Raw genomic sequence first — 15,921 nt, forward strand, 5'->3', positions numbered from 1 at the left:
GGTTCTCAGACGCGGCGGAGCCAGATGGAGCCGGGTTCCTCGTGGGCGAGGGCGGCCGGGACGCGGTCCGGGTGTTCCTTCCAGAGCCAGGAGGAGAACAGCAGCACCTCCCAGTCGGCGTTGCCGACGAGGAACGCGTGCAGCAGGTAGTTCTCGGTCCAGTCGCGGCCTTCGCGCAGCCACGCCTCGGGGTATTCGAACGGCCAGAACACGTCGTGGATGTGCACCACGACGCCCGCCGCCAGCCGCGGCAGCACCTGGAGGTACAGCCAGACCACGTCGGATCCGGCCTTCGCGACGTGCGTGGAGTCGATGAAGAGCACGTCGCCCGCCCCGAGCGCGTCGTACGCGGTGAGGGGGACGTCCTGGACCGGCCGGGTCAGGAGCGTCACCGGGTCGCCCGCGCGCAGCACCGACAGCAGGCGGTCCGGGTACGGCTCGACGCAGCTCACCTCCAGGCCGGGCAGGTGGGCGTCCGCGGTGTCGAGGGCGAGGGCCGTGCTGTGCCCGGAGCCGATCTCCATCACGCGTTCGGGCCGCAGGTGACGGAGCATCGCCCGGTAGACCGCTCCGTCGCCGGCGCCGTACATCGGGTTGCCCGGCGCGTAGCGCGGCCCCTCGAAGGGCTCGGCCATCATCGGGGCGAGCTTCTCCGCGAGAGCGAGCTGGCCGGCGGCTCTCAGGTCGACGCCGGGCGCCGCGTGCGACGCCCGCCACTCGAGGGCCCGCCGCACGTCGGACGGTGCCGTCAGCGGGGAGTAGAAATGCCCGGGCGGCATCCAGGACGGGCGGGTCAGGGCGGCGGACAGGGCCCGCGCCGTGCGGCCCGCGCGCCGCAGCATCGGGTTACGCATGGTCGTCCGCTCTCCGGTGATCGGGGTCCCCCGGCCGGCTGTCCAGCCACATGGCCCCGTAGTCGATCTGCTCGGCCGATACGTCCGGAGACCGTGGCGGCGCGGGCGGCGGGCCGGTGGCGCGGCGGCGGCGGTCCGCCAGCGCCTGGACGAGCAGCAGCAGGCCGGCGGACACCCCGAGCGCGACGGCGAGAAGCTCGCCGAGCAGCTGGATCTTCGGTTTCCGGACACGGAGCGGCCGGTCGGTCGAGTTGACGACGTCGGCGGTGATGCGCGCGTCGGGTTTCAGGCCGCTCTGCAACGTCTCGAGCTGGGAGTTCACCGCCCCGATGAGGGCCTTGAGCGTCGTGCCGGTGGTGCGGGGATCGGAGCCGGTCACCGTGATCGACAGCACCGGTCCCGCCGAGTCGGGGGCGACACCGACCGTGTAGTGAGCGGTGTATCCCTGTTTGCGCAGGGACTGCACCGTCTGATCGTCCATCAGCCGGCGGCCCACGACCTCGGCCGACACCGTCAGCGAGGAGGCGAAGACGAGGTACGGATTGCCGCCGGCCTGCTTGGCGACGATCCGCGAGGAGAGGAAGACCATGTTGGCGTCGCCCTCGTAGGTCCACGGCAGGATCACCACGCCCGCCCCCAGGCCGGCGACCGTGAGCGCGAGCAGGACCGACGCGAGCCGCCACCGGGCACGGACGGCACGAAGTAAAACCCTCATCGATCTCCTACGGTCGCGGGCTCCCCATCACCTTGCCATGGCACGGTCCGGCGTGGAAGGGACGTCGGCCGTAGCCGTTCGTCGCCGGCCATGAGGACGTCGGCGACGCGCTCACCCGCCCGTCCGTCCCACAGGTCGGGAACGCGCCGCGGTGGCCGCTCGCGGATCACCTCCGCGACGGCCGCGGCGATCCGCCGCGGGTCGCGCCCGACGAGCCGGTTCGTGCCCTGCTCGATCGTGATCGGGCGTTCGGTGTTGTCCCGCAGGGTGAGGCAGGGCACGCCCAGCGCGGTCGTCTCCTCCTGGACGCCTCCGGAGTCGGTGAGCACGATCCGCGCGGACGCCTGCAGCGCGATGAAGTCCAGGTATCCGGCGGGCGGGATGAGCCGTACGCCGTCCGGAACCCCGATCGCGTCGAGGGGTCCCCGCGCCCGCGGATGGACCGGCAGCACCAGCGGGCACAGCCGCGCCGTGTCGCCGAGCGCCGCCATCAGGGTCCGCAGCGTGTCCGGGTCGTCGACGTTGGCGGGCCGGTGCAGGGTGACGAGGCCGTACCCGCCCGGCTGCAGGCCGAGGCGTCGCAGCACGTCCGACTCCAGCGCCCGGTCGAGGTTGGCGAAGAGGGTGTCGACCATGACGTTGCCCACGAGGTGGATCTGGTCGTCGCGGTACCCCTCACTCCGGAGGTTGACGACGGCGTCCGGCGACGGCGCGAGGAGGTGGTCGCTCACCCGGTCGGTGACGACGCGGTTGATCTCCTCCGGCATCGACCAGTCGCGGCTGCGCAGCCCGGCCTCCACGTGGGCGAGCGATGCCCCCGACTTCGCGGTCACGATGGCGCAGGCCATCGTGGAGTTGACGTCGCCGACCACCACGACGACGTCCGGGGACAGCTCGTCGAGGAGCGGTTCGAAGGCGGTCATCACCCGGCCGGTCTGCCGGGCGTGGCTGCCCGAGCCGGCGCCGAGGACGTGGTCGGGCGGGCGGATGCCGAGTTCGCGGAAGAACACGTCGTTCATGGCGGCGTCGTAGTGCTGGCCCGTGTGCACCAGCACGACCTCGGCGCCCCGCCGTTCCAGGGCGTCCATCACCGGCTTGACCTTCATGTAGTTGGGCCGGGCCGCGGCCACGCAGACGACTCGGCGCGCAGGGGTCACAGCCGCTCCACCTGGGGACCGGCCAGACGGCGCCGGCAGTCGAGGACGAGAGAGGCGTGCCGGGCGATCTCGTCGACGTCGAACGCGTCGTGGTCCGTGACCAGCACGACGATGTCCGCGGCCGCGAGCTCCTCGGGGGTGACCTCGACCCGGCGGACGATGCCGTCCACGGGGGTGGCCTCGACGACGTGCGGGTCGGCCCCGCTCACCCGCGCGCCCAGGGCGGTGAGCAGCTGGGCGGCGCGTACGGCGGGTGACTCACGTGCGTCTCCGGTGTTCTTCTTGTAGGCGAGCCCGAGCAGCAGGACGCTGGATCCGTTGACGGGCTTGCGGTGGGCGTTGAGCGCCGTGCTGATCCGCTGGACCACGTAGTCGGGCATGTGGCCGTTGATGTCGTTGGCCAGCTCCACGAACCGGAAGTTCTGGCCGAGGGCGCGTTCCACCCGCCACGAGAGGTACGACGGGTCGATCGGCAGGCAGTGCCCGCCCACCCCGGGTCCGGGGGTGAACGGCATGAATCCGAACGGCTTGGTCGAGGCGGCGTCGATCGCCTCCCACACGTCGACGCCGAGCCCGTGGGCGAACATCGCGATCTCGTTGACCAGCGCGATGTTGACGTGCCGGAAGGTGTTCTCCAGCAGCTTGGCCAGCTCGGCCGTGCGCGGCGACCGCACCGGCACCGTCGTCTCCACGATCGTGTCGTAGAAGCTCCGCACGGCCTCCCGCGACGTCTCGTCGACACCCGAGACGATCTTCGGTGTGGTGACGAGGGTCCAGGCCGTGTTGCCGGGATCGATGCGCTCCGGGCTGTAGCCGAGATGGAAGTCGGTGCCGGCGATGAGACCGGATCCGTCCTCCAGAAGCGGCGCCACGAGCTCCTCGGTGGTGCCCGGATAGGTCGTCGATTCCACGACGACGGTGGCGCCCGGGCGCAGGTACCGGGCGAGCGTACGGGCCGCGCCCTCGGTGTAGCTGAGGTCGGGCAGCCCCTCGCGCAGCGGCGTCGGCACGGCGATCAGCGCGACGTCGAAGCCACCGCACGCCCGCGCCTCGGCGGACGCGTGGAACGTACCGGCGTCGAGCACCGCCCGCAGATCCTCGGGCCCGACGTCCTCGATGTAAGACTCGCCCGCGGACAGCGCCTTCACCCGGTCCTCGTCCACGTCGTACCCGACGACCTGGTGGCCGGCCTGCGCCGAGCGGACGGCGAGCGGAAGTCCGACGTACCCGAGCCCGACGACGACGACCTTCATGACGTGCCCCGGAGCAGTTCGCGGACCAGGAGGGCCAGAAACTGGACATTGGTGGTGAGGTATCGCGGGCCGAGCCGCATCGGCTCCTGGATGGCCCGGTAGAGCCACTCCAGGCCGTGCCGGCGCCACCAGAGAGGGGCGCGGCGGACCTCGCCCGCGAGGACGTCGAAGGAGCCGCCGACGCCGTGGATGACGAACGCTCCGGTGTGCGGTCCCCACTCCTTCTCGAACAGCTCCTTCTTCGGCGAGGACATCCCGAGGAAGAGCAGGTCGGCGCGGGCGTCGCGGACGGCCTCGGCGACGGCGGGCGCTTCACCGGCCGGGAAGTACCCGTTGCGGGCGCCGGCCACCTGCAGTCCGGGGTACCGCTTGCCGACCTCGTCGAGCATCCGCATTAAGACGGCATCACGCGCCCCGAGGAAGTAGACCCGCTGCCCCCGGCGCGCGGCCTCGGAGAGCAGCCCGAGGAGAAGGTCGATGCCGGCCACCCGCTCGGGCAGCGGCTGCCCGAGGAGCCGGCTCGCCCAGACGACCGACTGCCCGTCGGCCAGCACGAGGTCGCAACCGCTCACCGCCGCGTGCAGCCGGCGGTCGCGCCGCATCTTCACGAGCTTCGCGGCGTTGACGCAGCCCACCGTGATCCGTTCCCGGCGTTCGACGGCCGTGACGCACCGGGCCACGGCCTGGTCGACGGTCACGGCGTCCAGCCAGAGTTCTAGGACTCGGCGCCGCTCCCGTTGCTGAGTTCCCCGTTCCATCGCCCCTCCAGGTTGTGTGCCGTGAGCCACGCGTAGAGAAGCCACCCGAACTCGTACGGGCGGCACTCCCGGTCGATCACGACCGGGCGGAAAATGCGGTCGAGGAGCGGCAGCCGCGTGCCGGGGCGGAGCCGTGCCGACAGCGCCCGGACACCGCGGACCATCTTTCGCGGATCGCCTCGGGCGACCTTGCGCCAGGTCAGCGACAGCTCGTCGATCACCAGTGGTTCGCCGGTCTCGGGCCGGCGGACCATCCAGAGCAGGCCCTTGCGGATCGCGTCGACGTGCGCCGTCCCGCCCGCGTCGGCGAGGTCGAGGAGCGCCATCGGTCCCATCGCGTGCTGGTGAACGCTGTAGACCGGGTAACCCTCGACGACCGCGCCGGTCCGCGCGTCGTAGTGCCACCACCACTGGCCGCCGTCTCCCTGCGCGGCGCAGATCATCCCCGCCGCCTCCTCCGCGGCCTTCAGCGCCTCCGGGTCGCCGAGCCGCGCGAGAGCCTGGATGGGGTACACCTGGTCGGCGAAGGAGCTGACGTGCGCGCGGTACCACGGGACCAGCCCCGGCCCGTCCACCGCGTGCGGATACAGGACGTCGCGGCCGGCGAGCAGGCGCGCGCGGGCGCGTTCGAGATGCCCGTCCGTCACCCCGGCGGCGACGAGGGCGGAGACGACCCAGGCCGCGTCGACGGTCAGCACGGGAGCGCCGGCGACGTCGAGCCGCGTCAGATGCTCGAGGGCGTAGGGCAGGTCGGCGTGCCCTGCCTCGGCGGCCGCCCAGCAGACGAGTGCCACGTCGCCCAGGCCCGTCAGCCGGCTGAGCCGGCGCATGAGGCCGTCGATGAGGTCGTCGACGGTGTCCCCGTGCAGGATGACGCGCTGTTCGTCGAGGGGCAGCGCGCGGATGCCGAGCGCGGCGATCGCCGCGTAGCGGAGGCTCCGCCCGACGGGCCGCGCCTCCTCGCCTCTCCGGGTGAAGACGAACTCGCCGTCGACGTGGGACGCGCGCAGGCCCGGCACGGCCAGGTCGAGCAACCGGCGTACGAGGGCGGCCGCCTCCGCGTCACGCCGGGTGATGGCGTCGAGCCGCGGCCCTTTCACGCCTTCACCGCGATCAGCGACTTGACGAGCCCGGCCATGCGCTCGGCCCGGATCCGCGAGTCCGGGAAGTAGAACGCCAGCTCGGTACGGCTCACGAGCTCCACGCTGAGGGCAGTGCGCAGAGCCGTCGCGCGGTCCGCGGGCGGAGTGTGCACCAGTGGCCAGTGCCGTGCGACCACCGCCCGGGCCGCGGCCGGGCAGGAACTGAAATCCGGGGAACAGCCAGTGCGGCTCCACCGGGAAGTACCGGTACGGCGTCTGGATCCAGTGCCGGTCGGCGAGCTGGTGTACGGCGTCCGCGAATCGCTGCCGCCGCTCGTGTCCTCCGACGTGCTCGAGGACGGAATTGGAGATGACCAGGTCGTACGGTCCCTTGAGAATCGTGTCCGGCAGTTCACAGGCGTCGGCGAGATCGGTCTCCATCCATTCGGGCAGGACCGCGGGGGGCGATTCGAGGTTGACGAGGTGAACGTGCGCCGGGCGCACCGGCGCCCGCAGCCACGCGTCGGCCGTGCCGCCGAGATCGATGACGGACATCTGGCCGATCAGCGGGAACGTGGCCTTCAGCCAGTCCCATCGGCGGGCCCGATAGCGTGCCCCGAGGGAATTCGGGGCGTCCACAAAGCTGGTCCGAAACTCGTGCAGGCGACCCACGCGAACTCCCGTCCCACATCGGGGATTCGGGCATGCCTTAATCCATTTACGGCAGCCGAAAGGCATGCCAAAGGCGTCGCCCGATCCAGCGAAGCGGTGGACAAATGAACGCGCTCATCCTCTCCCTCGCCACATGTACGGCGATATACGACAAACGCATGAAATAGTGGCCAAGATCGGCCAGCCCGCCAGGTAACACGGGCCGATGTCGAGACAGGCACTCACCGTCAGTGAGGGTGGTCGCACGTCAACGACTCACCAGAATTCCATTCGCTTTGGAATTCACTGACGGATCCGTTGACAGCACCGTGCCGATAAGCCAATGTCGAATTCCGGAAACCTCGGCACAAGTCGCGAAAGGGAGAACCAGAGTGGATCCGATCGGCATCGCCGGCGCGTGGCTCTTCACTCCACAGATCCATGGCGACGAACGCGGATCATTTCTCGAATGGTTCCAGGACGCCGGGTTCTCCCTCGCCGTGGGTCATCGGCTGACGATGCGACAGGCCAACTGCGCGGTGTCGCGGCGCGGCTCCCTCCGCGGCGTTCACTTCGCCGACGTGCCGCCGGGGCAGGCCAAGTACGTCACCTGCCTGCGGGGCTCGGTTCTCGACGTGGTCGTCGACATCCGGACCGGCTCCCCCACGTTCGGCCGCTCGGCCGGGGTCCGGCTCGACGACCGGACCCGGCGCGCCGTCTACGTCTCCGAAGGGCTCGGGCACGGCTTCCTCGCGCTCAGCGATGAGGCGGTCGTCGTCTACCTCATGTCGGAGCCGTACGCCCCGGACCGCGAGCACGGGGTGCACCCGCTCGACCCCACCCTCGGCATCGAGTGGCCGCGCGGCATCGAGCCGGTGCTGTCCCCGAAGGACGCCGCCGCCCCGTCCCTGGCCGAGGCCGAGCGAGCCGGCCTCCTCCCGTCCTACGCCGACTGCCTGGCCTACCAGGAGAAACTCCGCTCCGACACGCTGTGAGACGGGGCTCTAGCGCACCACGACCGGCGAGAAGGCGTTCCTGAGCAGCAGGCGAGGGGCGCCCGTGCCGTCCGCCGGCACCGCCCAGACGTCCGTCGTCCCGCCGTCCAGCCGTCCGTACAGCACCGTGTGATCGTCGAGCCAGACCGCCTGGTCGTCCACGCTCCGCGTCTCGGCAAGGGCGGTCTCCCCCATCGTCCGCAGTTCGAGAACGTGCAGCCGCCAGGGTCGCGACGGATCGCCGGTCGCCTTCTTGAAGACCAGACGGGTCCCGTCCGGGGACAGCGACGGGCATTCGACGTTCTCGCGCAGCGTGCGCATCGTCCGGGCGGCGACGTCGCCCTCGACCAGGTAGGTCCGGCCCTTCGTTCGCACGGTCGCGTAGAAGTGGTCGTCGTCGGCGGCGAACGTCACGCCCCAGTAGTTCACGTCGGGCGACCGGTAGGGCTTCCCGTCCTTGAGGAGGGTGAAGTCCTCGAGGCTCGCGACCACCCGCCCGGTGCGCATGTCGAGGATCCCGGTCCGCGTCGACAGGTCGGGGCTGGTGTAGGAGTCGCCGCTGACGAAGACCGTCCACGACACCATGCGCCCGCTCGGTGACACGCGCGCCCGGCTCGGCGCTCCGGGCAACTGGACGCGGCGGACCTCGTGCAGCCCGCGGTCCAGGATCACCGCGTAGATCTTGGGAACGGCGGCGCGCCGCACCGTGAGGCACACGCCGGTGCCGGCCGATGCGTAGACCCGTACGCAGTTCAGCCCGCTGAGCACGCGAGACCCGCCCGGACGGGCGAGGGGCACCGACGCCAGCACCCCGTTCGAGCCCGCGTTGCGGAACAGCAGCCGGCCACGCTCATCGAGCCGGATCGCCGCCGGCCGGGCCGTCGCCGCACCGCCCCGGCCGGCGGCCCGCAGCACGTACGCGGTCGCGGCCAGCGCGAGCAGCGCCGCGGCGGCGAGGACCACCCACGCCCGGCGCCCGCCGACGGCACCGCCTCCCGCGCTCATCGGTGCTCCCCGCTCGGCTTCCAGGGCGCCTTCGGACGCGGCCTTCTCTTGTCGCTCCGGTCGAGTCCAGGCCACGTCGCGCCCTTCCGGCTCGCTCATCGGACCGCCCGGAGCAGCGGCCACGCCGCCACGATCGCCACGCCCAGGCCTGCGGTCGCGGCCGTCACCGCCGCCGGCCTGCCCCACGCCGTCCACGCGGCGCCGATGAGAACCGAGGACAGCAGCCGGGCGAGCGCCTGCGCCGTCTGCAGAACGGCCATGCCACTGGCCCGCACCGGGGCGGGCAGCAGCGGCCCGGCCGCCGCCATCAGCACGCCGTCGGTGGCCGCGTAGAAGGCGCCGTGCAGCGTGAGCACGCAGGCGAGCAGCACCGCTCCGGCCAGCGGCCCGCGCAGCAGCAGGTACGCGCCGAGCAGCAGCACGTGCCCGCCGAGGAAGACCGTCCGGCGCCCGGCGCGGTCGGCCAGGCGGCCGAACGGGACCGCCAGGGCCAGGAAGGACGCCGCCGTTCCCAGGGGCAGCAACGGGAAGTACCCGGCCGCGATGCCCAGCCGCCGCTGCAACAGCAGGTAGACGAACGAGTCGCTGATGGTGCAGGCGCCGAGCAACGCGGCCGCCAGGCACATCAGGGCGAACCCCGGACGCCCCAGCGGCCTGAGTGACATCGCGGCGCGGGGCAGGGCACGGATCGGTGGATCCCGTACGAACGCCACCAGCAGGACCACGCCGAACACCGCGACGCAGCAGCTGACGACGAAGACGGCGTCGTAGGCGCCCGGAGCCGCCCACAGCACGGCGAACGCGGCCAGCGGCCCGGCGAGCGCGCCGGCCGTGTCCATCGTCCGGTGCACCCCGAACGACAGCCCGAGGTCGCGAGGCGCGCTGCTCGCCGCGATCAGGGCGTCTCGCGGCGCCGTGCGCAGTCCCTTGCCGGTGCGGTCGGCGGCCAGCACCGCGCCCAGGGCCACGGGAGAACTCCCCGCGACGAGCAGGCCCAGCTTGCACGCCGCCGACAGGGCGTAGCCGAGACCCGCCACGAGCCGGTGGCGCTGTGACCGGTCCGCGAGCCGTCCTCCGGCGAGCCGGAGCAGCGCGGTCACCCCGGCGTACATGCCGTCGATGACGCCGAACTGCAGGGGCGTGAGGCCCAGCGACAGGACCAGGTAGAGCGGCAGGACCGCGGTGATCATCTCTGACGAGACGTCGGTGACGAGGCTGACCGCTCCCAGGGCGATGATGTTGGGTGCGACGAGCCGCCAGACGCGCATCGCGCGTGCGGCGTTCCCGAGCCCGGCCGAGACGTACACCGTCAGCCCAGGCCGTCGGGCAGCGCGGCGCGCAACGCCGCCCGCCAGTCGCGGATCGGCGCCAGCCCGGCCCGCTTCCAGCGCCCGTGTCCGAGCACGCTGTACGCGGGACGTGGCGCCGGCCGCGCGAACCGGTCGGCCGTCGTCGGCAGCACCCGCTGCTCGTCCGCCCCGAGCAGGTGGAAGACCTCGCGGGCGAGCCCCCACCACGTGGTCTGCCCGGAACTCGTCGCGTGGTAGATCCCGGGCTCCGCGCCGGAACGCATCAGGGCCAGGACGCGCCCGGCCACGTCACGGGTCCAGGTCGGCTGCCCGCGCTGGTCGACGACGACCTCGATCTTCTCGCGTTCGCGCTCGAGCCGGAGCATGGTCGCGACGAAGTTCGGCCCACCCCGGCCGTACAGCCACGCCGTCCTGACCACGTACGCGGCGGAGGGCAGCTCCTCCAGCACGGCTCGCTCCCCCGCGAGCTTCGTCCGCCCGTACGCGCCGACCGGGCCGGGCGGCGCGTCCTCGGCGTACGGCTCGCGGGCGGTCCCGTCGAAGACGTAGTCGGTGGAGACCTGGACCAGGCGGGCGCCGATCGCCGCGCAGGCGAGGGCGAGGTTGCGCGCTCCGTCGCCATTGACGCGCAGCGCCTCGTCTTCGTGTTCCTCGGCCGCGTCGACCGCCGTCCATCCGGCGCAGTTGACGACGACGTCCGGGCGCGCCGCCCGCAGGGTCGCGCGTACGGCGCCGCCGTCGGTGATGTCGAGGCCGGCGTGGTCGAGCCCGGTCACCGCCTCGCCTTTCGCGGCCAGCAGGTTCACGACCTCGCCGCCGAGCATGCCCGACGCACCGGTGACCAGCCACGTGCTCATATCAGGGTCCGCCACCAGGCACGGTTCTCGGCGTACCAGCGCACGGTCGCCGCGAGGCCGGCGTCGAAGGGGATCCGTGGCCGGTAGCCCATGCCGCGCAGGAGGTCGTCGTTCAGGGAGTAGCGGCGGTCGTGCCCCTTCCGGTCCGCCACGGTCCGCACGCTTCCCCAGCCCACCTCGAAGGCCTCGAGGAGGCGTTCGGTCAGCTCGGTGTTGGTCAGCTCGACGTCACCGTCGATGTGGTGGACCTCGCCGGTCCGGCCTTTCTCCAGGACGAGCTGGATGCCCCGGCAGTGATCGTCCACGTGCACCCAGCCCCGTACGTTCTTGCCGTCGCCGTACAGCGGAACCGTCCGGTCCTGGAGGAGGTTCGTCACGAACAGCGGGATGACCTTCTCCGGGAACTGGTAGGGCCCGTAGTTGTTGCAGCATCGGGTGATGACGACGTCCAGGCCGTGCGTCCGGGCGTAGGACTGCGCGATCAGGTCGCCGCCGGCCTTGGCCGCGGCGTACGGGGAGGTCGGCGCGAGCGGGGCGTCCTCCGTCCACGAACCCGTCTCGATACTTCCGTAGACCTCGTCGGTGGAGACCTGCACCACCCGTTCGACCCCGGAGTCCACGCAGGCCCGCATGAGCGTGTGCGTGCCGGTCACGTTCGTGGTCACGAAGTCCGAGCCGTCGGCGATCGACCGGTCCACGTGGGTCTCGGCCGCGAAGTTGAGGACCACCTGGTGGCCCGGGAGGACCTTCGCGAGGAGTTCGGCGTCGCCGATGTCGCCGTGGACGAAGGTGCAGCGGGCGCCTGCGAGGTTGGCGCGGTTGCCCGCGTAGGTGAGCTTGTCGAGAACGGTGATCTCGGCGTCCTCGTACCCCGGATAGCCACCGCCGGCGAGCGTCCGCACGTAGTGGGACCCGATGAAGCCGGCGCCTCCGGCCACGAGCACCCTCATGAGGAGATCTGCACTCTGCTGTGGTCGCCCAGGACGAGCCGGTGCGCGTTCGGGACCTTCGGCGCGAGCGTCACGTCGGCCTCGTGCCCGATCAGCGACGACTCGATCCGCCGTACGCCCCGGATGGAGGCGCCGCGCAGGACGATGGAGTACTCGATCTCGCTGTCGGCGATGACGCAGTCGTCGGCGATGGAGGTGAACGGGCCGAGGTAGGAGCCGGTCACCCGCGTGCCCCGCCCGACGATGACCGGGCCGACGATGCGCGATCCGGTGACGGTCGCGCCCTCCTCGACCACGACCCGCCCGATGACCTCGCAGGAGTCGTCGACCGTGCCGCGCGGCTCGAGCCCCTCGAGCACGAGGCGGTTGACCTCGAGCATGTCCTCGACGTTCCCGGTGTCCTTCCAGTAGCCCGAGATGACGGCGGAGGAGACCTCGTGGCCGGTGTCGACCAGCCACTGGATGGCCTCGGTGATCTCCAGTTCGTTCCGCCAGGAGGGCTTCAGCGCGGCCACCGCGTCGTGGATCGCGGGCGTGAACAGGTAGACGCCGACGAGCGCCAGGTCGCTCTTGGGGTGTTCGGGCTTCTCCTCCAGGCCGGCGACGCGCCCGGCGGCGTCGAGTTCGACGACGCCGAAGGCGCGCGGGTCCGGAACCCGGGTCAGCATGATCTGCGCGGTCGGCCGGTCCCGGTGGAACTGCCGGGTGAAGGAGGTGATCCCGCCGACGATGAAGTTGTCGCCCAGGTACATCACGAAGTCGTCGTCGCCAAGGTAGCCGCGCGAGACGAGGATCGCGTGGGCTAAGCCGAGGGGGGCGTCCTGCCGGATGTAGGTGACGTCGAAGCCGAAGGCCGAGCCGTCGCCGACCACGCGCTGGATCTCCGGTGCCGTGTCGCCGACGACGATGCCGACCTCGGTGATCCCGGTGTCGCGGATCGCCTCCAGCCCGTAGAAGAGGACCGGCTTGTTCGCGACGGGCAGCAACTGTTTGGCCGATGTATAGGTAATGGGCCGCAACCGCGTGCCCGATCCCCCGGCCAACACAAGGGCTTTCACGAGAGTGAACCTAGATACCCGAACAGGAAATAAGCGAGCGCGCGGCCACGTCCGGCCAGCACCACGGCAAACCGCCACGATAACGACGCTCGGCCACATGCGGCCTCGGTGTAAACCCTTCCTATCTATCGCATCGCTTGACATTCTCCAGCCCAGGAACACATCGAATCAAGATCGCGGGGGCGGACCGTGGCGACTGTCGAGCAAGCGGATGCCATCACCCTAGGGGAAAAAAGTTTTCGGCTGACCAGTCGCCAGGGTTGGATTCCACCCTATATTCGCTGGCTCGTCATCATCGACGCCTCCAGCGCAATTACCGCCAGCACGGTCGGCCTTGTCGGGCGTTTCTGGGGTGCCGTATCCACGCCATGGCCGGACGCCGCTCTGGGGATTGGGCTGCCATTCATCTGGATTCTCTCGATCGCCGCCGGACGCGCGTACGAGCCACGATTCTTCGGCGTCGGATCGGACGAATTCCGGCGCGTGCTCAACGTCGGCCTGTTACTGAGCGCAGCGGTGACGAACCTCTCGTACGTGACCAAGGCGGAGGTCGCGCGGGGCTACACCCTCGTGACGCTGCCGCTGATGATCTTCCTGGACGTCACCGGGCGTTATCTCCTGCGCAGGCGGCTGCACCGCCTGCGCGCCCGCGGCGCGTGCATGCGGCGCAGTGTCGTGGTCGGCCATCGCAGCGCCGTCACCGAACTGATCCGCGAACTCAGGCGGACCCCGTTCCACGGCTTGAACATCGTCGCCGCCTGCCTCCCCCCTGAGAGCGGGAGGGGCGACCTGGACGGCGTTCCGGTACTCGGCGGATTCGACGACGTCGTCCGGGCGATCGGCGTGTGCCGTGCCGACACGGTCGCCGTCCTCGCCTGCCCGGAGATCGACGCCGCACGGCTACGGCGCCTCGCCTGGCAGCTGGAGAAGGGCGACACCGACCTCTTCGTCGCCCCGGCGCTGATGGACGTCGCCGGACCGCGCACGACGATCAGGCCGATCGCCGGCCTGCCGCTGCTCCACGTCGATCACCCCGAGCTGACGGGCGGCCGGCGGCTCGTCAAGAGCCTGTTCGACCGGCTGGTCGCCGGGCTCGCCCTCCTCGTCCTCGCCCCGGCGCTGGTCGTGATCGCCGCTCTCCTGCGGTTCACCGGTCCCGCGTTGTTCGTCCAGCGGCGCATCGGCCGGGACGGCAAGGTGTTCCGGATGCTGAAGTTCCGCACGATGGTGAAGGACGCGGAGAGGCTCCGGCCCGCGCTCCTCGGGCGCAACGACGGCGACGGCGTCCTCTTCAAGCTCAAAGTAGATCCTCGGGTCACGCGGATCGGCGCGTGGCTACGCCGTTACTCGCTCGACGAGCTCCCCCAGCTGATCAATATTCTCCGCGGCGACATGTCGCTGGTCGGGCCGCGCCCGCCACTGCCCGAGGAGGTCTCGCGGTACGAGAGCGACGTGTACCGCCGCCTCGCGGTCAAGCCGGGCCTCACCGGGCTGTGGCAGGTCAGCGGCCGCTCCGACCTGTCGTGGGACGAGGCCGTCCGGCTCGACCTGCGCTACGTCGAGAACTGGTCTCTCACCCTGGACATGCAGATCCTCTGCAAGACCCTCTCCGCGGTGGTCCGCGGCTCAGGAGCCTACTGACCCGCGCCGCGGGCTGCCGACCGGCGGGCGATTTATCCATCTTGCACTAATTAACATCGTTTACTTAATACAACCAAGCACTTGCAACGTCGGCGAGTGGCGTAGAGCGCCTCACCCCTTTGCGGGGTTTCTCAGGGCATCAGGCACGACAACATGCCTTCTGCCGCCCTTTCGGCAATCACCCCCTGAGTGAGGCGAAAGATGGACATCAGAGGAACGTCACCTTTCTCGCCGGCGATTCGCGCGGCATTAATCGGAAATATCGGTAACCGCGCGGAGGTCGCCGCATGACCGCCGCAGCGCCCGACCACGGCTCTCACGCCCCGGCGTCCGGGGCGTACGACGTCGCCATCGTCGGCCTCGGCTACGTCGGCCTGCCGACGGCCCTGGCGTTCCACGCCGCGGGCGCCCGCGTGCTGGCCATCGACTCCAGCGCCGAACGCCTCACGCGGATCCGGGAACGCCAGGTCGACCTGCTCGACTCCGACCACCGGCGCCTCGAGACCGCGCTGGCCGACGACGCGTTCGCGCTGGTCACCGACCCGTCGTACGCGTCGTGGGCGCGGGCCGTGGTCATCTGCGTGCCGACGCCGGTCACCCCGCACCTCACCCCGGACCTGTCCGCCATCGAGGGGGCCTGCGCGGCGGCGGTCCTGCACGCCGTGCCCGGACAGGTCGTCATCCTGACCTCGACCAGCTACGTGGGCTGCACCGATGACCTGCTCGCCGGGCCGCTCGGGCGGCGCGGGCTCCAGGTGGGCCGGGACGTGTTCGTCGCGTTCAGCCCGGAGCGGATCGACCCGGGCAACGACCGGTACGCCCACGAGGTGGTGCCCAGGGTCGTCGGCGGCACCACGCCACAGTGCACGGCCGAGGCGGTCAAGGTCCTCGCCCACTGCACCGGCAACCTGCACGAGGTGTCCTCCTCCGGCGCGGCCGAGATGACCAAGCTGTTCGAGAACACCTTCCGCGCCGTCAACATCGCCCTGGCCAACGAGATCGCGGAGATCAGCCGGACGCTCGGCCTCGACGTCATGGAGGTCATCAACGCGGCGGCCACCAAGCCGTACGGGTTCATGCCCTTCTTCCCCGGCCCGGGCGCCGGCGGCCACTGCATCCCCTGCGACCCCCACTACCTGCTGTGGCAGCTGCGCAAGAGCCGGCTGCCCACGCCCCTCGTCACCGAGGCCATGTCCGCGATCGCGGGCCGCCCCCGCCGCGTCATCGAACGCGTCCGCGAGGTGCTGTCCGAGGCCGGGATCGGCCTGGCGGGAGCGCGGATCCTCCTGCTGGGCGTGACGTACAAGCCGGACGTCGAGGACGTCCGCGAGTCCCCCGCCCTGGAGATCATCGAGGGCCTGCTCGCCGCCGGCGCCGACGTCGCGTACCACGACCCGCTCGTCCCGGAGCTCCGGCTGCCGGGAGGCCGCCTTCTCGCCGGCGCGGATCCGCGCGGCGACGCCCCCGACCTCGTCGTCGCGCACACCACGCACCGGGCCCTGGACCTGTCCTGGCTGCCCGAGGACCAGCTCGTCCTGGACGCCACCTACCGCCTGACCGGCGCGGGCCGCCGCGTCCCCCTCTGACGCCCCGCGGATCCCGACCGTCCTCCGCCGAATCGGCGCCGTCTCCCCG

General features: G+C 71.3%; 14 protein-coding genes. 3 read left to right on the plus strand and 11 right to left on the minus strand.

Annotation, left to right across the window (positions count from 1 at the left end; translation table 11 throughout):
* Window positions 1–5: 5 nt before the first annotated feature.
* From ACYVF7_RS49925 to ACYVF7_RS49950, 6 genes are read right to left on the minus strand one after another with little or no spacing between them, the layout of a single operon-like run.
* Window positions 6–854, minus strand: a complete 849-nt coding sequence (locus tag ACYVF7_RS49925; RefSeq protein ID WP_460353725.1) for a class I SAM-dependent methyltransferase — start codon at window positions 852–854, stop codon at window positions 6–8.
* A complete protein-coding gene (locus ACYVF7_RS49930) occupies window positions 847–1,569 on the minus strand; it encodes a hypothetical protein (protein WP_460353727.1) in 723 nt (240 codons plus the stop codon). The genes ACYVF7_RS49925 and ACYVF7_RS49930 overlap by 8 nt, the downstream gene beginning before the upstream one ends.
* The gene (gene wecB, locus ACYVF7_RS49935) at window positions 1,566–2,726 is read right to left on the minus strand and encodes a non-hydrolyzing UDP-N-acetylglucosamine 2-epimerase (protein ID WP_460353730.1); all 1,161 of its coding nucleotides are present in this window, start codon (window positions 2,724–2,726) and stop codon (window positions 1,566–1,568) included. The genes ACYVF7_RS49930 and wecB overlap by 4 nt, the downstream gene beginning before the upstream one ends.
* Complete coding sequence (locus ACYVF7_RS49940; protein WP_460353732.1) at window positions 2,723–3,979, minus strand: nucleotide sugar dehydrogenase; 1,257 nt, start codon at window positions 3,977–3,979, stop codon at window positions 2,723–2,725. The genes wecB and ACYVF7_RS49940 overlap by 4 nt, the downstream gene beginning before the upstream one ends.
* Window positions 3,976–4,737: a WecB/TagA/CpsF family glycosyltransferase gene (locus tag ACYVF7_RS49945; RefSeq protein WP_460353734.1), complete on the minus strand. Its 762-nt coding sequence runs from the start codon at window positions 4,735–4,737 to the stop codon at window positions 3,976–3,978. The genes ACYVF7_RS49940 and ACYVF7_RS49945 overlap by 4 nt, the downstream gene beginning before the upstream one ends.
* The gene (locus ACYVF7_RS49950) at window positions 4,695–6,458 is read right to left on the minus strand and encodes a hypothetical protein (RefSeq protein ID WP_460353736.1); all 1,764 of its coding nucleotides are present in this window, start codon (window positions 6,456–6,458) and stop codon (window positions 4,695–4,697) included. Before ACYVF7_RS49950 ends, ACYVF7_RS49945 begins: the two co-directional genes overlap by 43 nt.
* 404 nt (window positions 6,459–6,862) lie before the next feature.
* Between ACYVF7_RS49950 and rfbC the strand changes: the two genes are divergently transcribed.
* Window positions 6,863–7,465, plus strand: a complete 603-nt coding sequence (rfbC, locus tag ACYVF7_RS49955; RefSeq protein ID WP_460353739.1) for a dTDP-4-dehydrorhamnose 3,5-epimerase — start codon at window positions 6,863–6,865, stop codon at window positions 7,463–7,465.
* Between the two features lie 9 nt (window positions 7,466–7,474).
* Here the strand turns inward: rfbC and ACYVF7_RS49960 are convergent, their stop codons facing one another.
* From ACYVF7_RS49960 to ACYVF7_RS49980, 5 genes are read right to left on the minus strand one after another with little or no spacing between them, the layout of a single operon-like run.
* Entirely contained in the window at window positions 7,475–8,569 is a 1,095-nt protein-coding gene (locus ACYVF7_RS49960) for a hypothetical protein (protein WP_460353741.1), read from the minus strand.
* A complete protein-coding gene (locus ACYVF7_RS49965) occupies window positions 8,566–9,777 on the minus strand; it encodes an MFS transporter (protein ID WP_460353743.1) in 1,212 nt (403 codons plus the stop codon). Before ACYVF7_RS49965 ends, ACYVF7_RS49960 begins: the two co-directional genes overlap by 4 nt.
* A 2-nt stretch (window positions 9,778–9,779) precedes the next feature.
* Entirely contained in the window at window positions 9,780–10,637 is an 858-nt protein-coding gene (gene rfbD / locus ACYVF7_RS49970; protein WP_460353746.1) for a dTDP-4-dehydrorhamnose reductase, read from the minus strand.
* Window positions 10,634–11,587 carry a dTDP-glucose 4,6-dehydratase gene (gene rfbB / locus ACYVF7_RS49975; protein ID WP_460353749.1) on the minus strand — a complete coding sequence of 318 codons (954 nt, stop codon included), beginning with the start codon at window positions 11,585–11,587 and terminating at the stop codon, window positions 10,634–10,636. The genes rfbD and rfbB overlap by 4 nt, the downstream gene beginning before the upstream one ends.
* The gene (locus ACYVF7_RS49980; RefSeq protein WP_460353752.1) at window positions 11,584–12,645 is read right to left on the minus strand and encodes a glucose-1-phosphate thymidylyltransferase; all 1,062 of its coding nucleotides are present in this window, start codon (window positions 12,643–12,645) and stop codon (window positions 11,584–11,586) included. Before ACYVF7_RS49980 ends, rfbB begins: the two co-directional genes overlap by 4 nt.
* A 216-nt stretch (window positions 12,646–12,861) precedes the next feature.
* Between ACYVF7_RS49980 and ACYVF7_RS49985 the strand changes: the two genes are divergently transcribed.
* On the plus strand, window positions 12,862–14,286 hold the full coding sequence (locus ACYVF7_RS49985) for a sugar transferase (protein ID WP_460358537.1): 1,425 nt from the start codon (window positions 12,862–12,864) through the stop codon (window positions 14,284–14,286).
* Window positions 14,287–14,573: 287 nt separating this feature from the next.
* Window positions 14,574–15,872, plus strand: a complete 1,299-nt coding sequence (locus ACYVF7_RS49990; protein ID WP_460353754.1) for a nucleotide sugar dehydrogenase — start codon at window positions 14,574–14,576, stop codon at window positions 15,870–15,872.
* The last annotated feature ends 49 nt before the right edge of the window (window positions 15,873–15,921 follow it).

It is taken from the genome of Actinoallomurus acanthiterrae, assembly GCF_054775715.1.